General features: G+C 64.4%; 3 protein-coding genes. 1 reads left to right on the top strand and 2 read right to left on the bottom strand.

Annotated elements, in window-relative coordinates; genetic code table 11:
- Window positions 1-78 precede the first annotated feature (78 nt).
- Window positions 79-1,023, bottom strand: a complete 945-nt coding sequence (gene coxB / locus OZ10_RS19375; protein WP_039566669.1) for a cytochrome c oxidase subunit II — start codon at window positions 1,021-1,023, stop codon at window positions 79-81.
- Window positions 1,024-1,039: 16 nt separating this feature from the next.
- Window positions 1,040-1,516 carry a DUF2244 domain-containing protein gene (locus tag OZ10_RS19370; protein ID WP_039408691.1) on the bottom strand — a complete coding sequence of 159 codons (477 nt, stop codon included), beginning with the start codon at window positions 1,514-1,516 and terminating at the stop codon, window positions 1,040-1,042.
- Between the two features lie 276 nt (window positions 1,517-1,792).
- On the opposite strand from OZ10_RS19370, the gene putA reads away from it, so the two are divergent.
- Complete coding sequence (putA, locus tag OZ10_RS19365; RefSeq protein ID WP_039566667.1) at window positions 1,793-4,993, top strand: bifunctional proline dehydrogenase/L-glutamate gamma-semialdehyde dehydrogenase PutA; 3,201 nt, start codon at window positions 1,793-1,795, stop codon at window positions 4,991-4,993.
- Window positions 4,994-5,479 lie beyond the last annotated feature (486 nt).

Raw genomic sequence — 5,479 nt, 5'->3', positions numbered from 1 at the left:
GGTGGTGTCCGTGGTGATCGACTGCGGTGTGCGCCATGACGGAACGGCCTCTGCGAAGCGGTGCGGTTGCGAGCGGTGTTAGAGAGCGGCGGTCGGTGCGGCAGGTTGCGCTGCCGGCGCTGCGGCAGGCGCGGCTTCACCAGCAGGGGCGGCCGCTGGTGCCGGGGCGTCCGCGGGCACGGGCGCTGCCGCGGTACCGGCAGCGCGGCGCGCCGCCAGCCAACGCTGGAATTCGGCCTTGGGCAACGCCTCGACCACGATGGGCATGAAGCCATGATCCTTGCCGCACAATTCGGCGCACTGGCCGCGATACACGCCCGGTTGCTCGATATTGGTCCAGGCCTCGTTGACGATGCCCGGGATCGCATCCTGCTTCCAGCCAAGCGCCGGCACCCACCAGGCATGAATCACGTCGTCGGCGGTGATGACAAAGCGGATCTTGGTGTTGACTGGCAGCACCAGCCGATTGTCGACGTCCAACAGGTAGTGCGGCTGCGACGCGACTGTGGGCCGCTCGCCGCTCTGGCGGATGCGGTCCGACTCACGCGCCAGGCGGCTGGTGAATTCCACCCCCTGGCCCAGATATTCGTACTTCCACATCCACTGGTAACCGGTCACCTTGACGGTCATTTCCGATTCGCGGGTGTCGTACATCGCAATCAACTTGGCGGTCGCCGGCCACGCCATCGCAATCAGCACCAGCACCGGAATCACGGTCCACAATACTTCGGCCTGCGTGTTGTGACTGAACTGCGCAGCGACGGCCCCCTTGGACTTGCGGAACTTGAACATCGCATAGCCCATCGCCGCAAACACGAGCGCGCCGATCACCACGCACACCCACAGCGCCACCATGTGCGCCTCGTAGGCCATGCGCGCAGTCTGGGTGACGCCACGCCCCATATTGAGCTGCCACTCCTTTGGATCGGCCGACTGCGCCCACACGTCGGGTGCGCATGACAGCGCCGCCATCGCCAGGCCAAAGCGTGAATACGTCGACTTCCAGCTGCTGCGTTGCGTCATTGCCTAGACCCTTACGTCATCGGTGACGGCCATTGGCGGCCGCGAGCAAGCGTTTCAGCGTATCTGCCAGTTCCACACGTTCGGCCGGCCCGAGAAAGCTTCCGATCTCGATCTGCCTGCCGCTGCTCACCAGCAGCACCCTGTCGTCGCGCTCCATGCATAGCCGCACCCAGTGCGGATGTGCCTGAAACGCTGGTGGCGCCTGTCCGGACGGAAACACCTCAACGGCGGTCTCCCCCACCCGGATCGCTTCTTCGCGCTCGCCACTTCGCCACAACTGACGTAGCGCCAGCGCCACCACACCACTGTGCAACAGGGCGAATACCGGCGCGAATGCATTGCCGGTCCACCACCCCAGGCCCGCAAACAACCACATCGTTCCTGCCAGCACCGCAAACAACATCACGAACTGCCTGGCCGACAGCGCCCGCGGAGGCCGCAACCGCAATTGCGTCCCGACCCCTTCGGACATCAACGGCAGTACTTCGATCATGGCAACACGCAGCGGACTGCGGGAACAGCCCGATGGTAGACCCGCGCGAACGCATGCGGCAAGCATTTCCGGCGATCAAAAATTTGCTGCAGTGCAGCTAAAAACACGCGTAAATCAATCACTTCCGAAAACCCGCGACGACACAACCCGAGGACTGGGCCTGCCGTCACAGGCGATGGCGACCTGCACAAAACGGCGGGAAAGCTGCCGCTTCCACACAAGTGCGCGCGCGCCTTCGCTCTCTAGAATGGGCATGGATCTCCAGGCATCTTTCGCATGAACGCTCAGCTCGACCCACTTGCCTCCGCCGCCGTTCCACATCCGCTGCTCGCGCCGGAATTGCCGGCCGCATCCGGCGCCTTGCGTGCCGCCATCACCGCTGCCTGGCTCAAGGACGAGACCGAACATGTACGCGAACTGCTCGACCAGGCGCGCCTGCCCGCCGCCGATCAGGCCAAGGTGCAGGCGCTGGCCGCCGATCTGGTCACCCGCGTGCGTGCACGTGCTCAGGACCAGGGCGCGATCGAAGCCTTCATGCGGCAGTACGATCTCGGCAGCGAGGAAGGCGTGCTGCTCATGTGCGTCGCCGAAGCGCTGCTGCGGATTCCGGACCAGGAGACCGCAGACAAGCTGATCCGCGACAAGCTCGGCGATGCGGACTGGAAAAAGCACATGGGCGGCAGCGATTCGGTGCTGGTCAATGCTTCGACCTGGGGACTGATGCTGACCGGCAGGCTGGTGCAGCTCAACGACCTCACCCGCGCCGATGTGCCCGGTGCCTTCAAGCGCTTGATCGGCCGCGTCGGCGAGCCGGTGATCCGCCTGGCAGTGCGCCAGGCAATGAAGATCATGGGCCACCAGTTCGTCATGGGCCGCACCATCGGCGAGGCGCTGTCGCGTTCGCGCAAGGGCGACAACGCCGACTACCGCTATTCGTTCGACATGCTTGGCGAAGGCGCGCTCACCATGAAGGATGCACAGCGCTATCTGCAGGCATATCGCGATGCCATCCATGCGATCGGCCGCAGCGGCAGCTTTGTCGGCACCGATGTGTTCGCCGCACCCAGTATCTCGATCAAGCTTTCCGCGCTCTACCCGCGCTACGAACACGCCAAGCGCGCGCGCGTCATGGCCGAACTGGTGCCCGGCGTGCTGGAACTCGCGCAGCTGGCCAAGTCCTACGGCATCGGCTACACCGTCGACGCCGAAGAGGCCGACCGTCTGGAGCTGTCGTTGGACATCATCGAAGCCACCTTTTCCGACCCGTCGCTGGAGGGCTGGGAAGGGTATGGCCTGGCGGTGCAGGCGTATCAGAAACGCACGCCGTATACGATCGATTTCCTGGCCGACCTGGCGCGTCGCGTTGGCCGCCGCATTCCGGTGCGGTTGGTCAAGGGCGCGTACTGGGATGCGGAGATCAAGCGCGCCCAGATTGAAGGCCATTCTGGCTACCCGGTGTTTACCCGCAAGCAGAACACCGACGTGTCCTACCTGGCCTGCGCGCGTCGCATGTTTGTGCACAGCGATGCGCTGTACCCGATGTTCGCCACGCATAACGCGCAGACGATTGCCGCCGTGCGCGCCATTTCCGCCGGCAAGACCTACGAGCACCAGAAGCTGCACGGCATGGGCGACGACCTGTATGCCGAAGTGATCCCGGCCGATCGCCTGGGCCTGCCGTGCCGTGTGTACGCGCCGGTCGGCTCGCACGAGGATCTGCTGCCTTACCTGGTCCGTCGCCTGCTCGAGAACGGCGCTAACTCCAGCTTCGTCAATCGGATTACCGATGAAGACGTTGCCATCGAAGACCTGATCCGCGATCCGGTCGAGGCTGTCGCATCGTTCGCATCCATCCCGCATCCAAAGATCCCGCTGCCGACCGATCTGCTGCGCAGCCAGAACCAGAACAGGAAAAACTCCATGGGCGCCAACCTCGCCAACGACAACGATCTGCGGCAGCTGGCCGAGCAACTCAACGCCGCAATCAAGCCATGGACAGCCGGACCACTGGTTCCCGGTGCGGTAATCAGCACGCCGCGCGAAGCCGTGCTCAATCCTGCAGATCGCCGCGAGACGGTGGGTCACTGGCAGCCAGCCGATCCGGCCACGGTGCAGAAGGCACTCGCTGCGGCCGCGGCTGCACAACCCGGGTGGAACCGCACGCCTGCAGCCAGCCGCGCCACCATCCTGGAGCACGCCGCCGACCTGCTAGAAGCGCGCATGCCCGAGTTCATGGCCATCTGCGTCAAGGAAGCGGGCAAGACCCTGCCCGATGCCGTGGCCGAAGTGCGTGAGGCGGTCGACTTCTTGCGTTACTACGCCGGCCAGGCGCGCGCGCAATTCGGCGCGCCCGAACGCCTGCCCGGACCGACCGGTGAATCCAACGAGCTGCAATTGCATGGCCGCGGCGTCTTCGTCTGCATCAGTCCCTGGAATTTCCCGCTCGCGATCTTCCTCGGCCAGGTGGCGGCCGCGTTGGCGGCCGGCAACAGCGTGATCGCCAAGCCCGCCGAGCAGACCAATCTGATCGGCTATGCGGCAGTGAAGTTGCTGCACGACGCTGGGGTCCCGGAAGCCGCAGTGCAGTTCCTGCCTGGAGATGGCGCCACCGTCGGTGCAGCCTTGACCAACGACCCCCGGGTGGCTGGCGTGGCATTTACCGGCTCCACCGAGACCGCGCGCATCATCAATCGCACCCTGGCCGCGCGCGACGCGGCCATCGGCGTGTTGATTGCCGAGACCGGCGGGCAGAACGCCTTTATTGCCGATTCCTCCTCGCTGCCCGAAGCCGTGGTGAAAGACGCCATCTCCAGCGCGTTCATCTCAGCCGGACAGCGTTGCTCGGCCGCACGCGTCCTGTTCGTCCAGGACGACATCGCCGACAAGGTCATGACCATGCTGGCCGGTGCCATGGGCGAGCTGAAGATCGGCGACCCCGGCCTGCTCTCATCCGACGTTGGGCCGGTGATCGACACCGATGCGCTCAAGATCCTCGACGATCACGCAGCACGCATGGACCGTGAGGCGCGCCTGATCGGAAGTACCAAGCTGGATGACGCTACCGCCCACGGCAGCTTCTTCGCCCCGCGCGCCTACGAGCTGGGCTCGCTGGCCCAGCTGCAGCGCGAAATTTTCGGGCCGGTCTTGCATGTCATCCGCTGGAAGGCCGACCAACTCGATGCTGTCATCGATCAGATCAACGCGACTGGTTACGGCCTGACCCTGGGCGTGCATTCGCGCATTGATGAGACCATCGAGCGCATCACCTCGCGGGTTGCAGTCGGCAACGTCTATGTCAACCGCAACCAGATCGGCGCCGTCGTCGGCGTCCAGCCGTTCGGTGGCCAAGGCCTGTCAGGTACCGGCCCCAAGGCCGGCGGCCCGCATTACCTGCTGCGCTTCGCGACCGAAAAGGTCGTCACCGTGAATACCACCGCAGCAGGTGGCAATGCATCGTTACTGACCCTGGGCGATTGATCAAAAAGAGCCTCATACAAAAAACCCCGCCTGGTGCGGGGTTTTTTGTGCGCGCGTGGCGGCGTGGACTACGATTGACTGATCAAAACCCGCTCCGCCGTCGAACTCGGTCAGGCACCGGCAGACACCGATATGGAGTCCTGACTGCCGAAAAGCAATCAAGTGCCAACAAGCGCTGCGTTGATCCAGGCGCGATGCCCGACGTCGCTTAGCGGCGCCTTTCAACATCAGCCGCTTTGGTGCCCGTGGGGGCGGCTGTCGCTGGTTCTTAGCGGAAGTAGCCCCGCGGACGAAGCATCGTAGATGCGTATCAGCGTGCTGCAATTGCCGCTGTCTAAGAGGCGGCCTGGCCGAAGAGGCAGCGTGCCGTCGTATGCGCGACGTCCCCCCGCCCTGAGTAGCGGTCGGGTTTAGAGTCCGGGGTTGATGATATCGGTGTTTGCCAGATGTTGGGCATAAGCGGACGGCGTCATGCCGCCAATTGCT

The organism is Xanthomonas cannabis pv. cannabis (genome assembly GCF_000802365.1).
Taxonomy (GTDB): Bacteria; Pseudomonadota; Gammaproteobacteria; order Xanthomonadales; family Xanthomonadaceae; genus Xanthomonas; species Xanthomonas cannabis.
Note: the sequence above shows the minus strand (reverse complement) of the source record. Positions and strands in the feature narration are given on the sequence as shown.

Coding starts and splice junctions, on each gene's coding strand:
- coxB (WP_039566669.1), bottom strand. CDS start 1,023: ATGACGCAACGCAGCAGCTGGAAGTCGACGTATTCACGCTTTGGCCTG.
- OZ10_RS19370 (WP_039408691.1), bottom strand. CDS start 1,516: ATGATCGAAGTACTGCCGTTGATGTCCGAAGGGGTCGGGACGCAATTG.
- putA (WP_039566667.1), top strand. CDS start 1,793: ATGAACGCTCAGCTCGACCCACTTGCCTCCGCCGCCGTTCCACATCCG.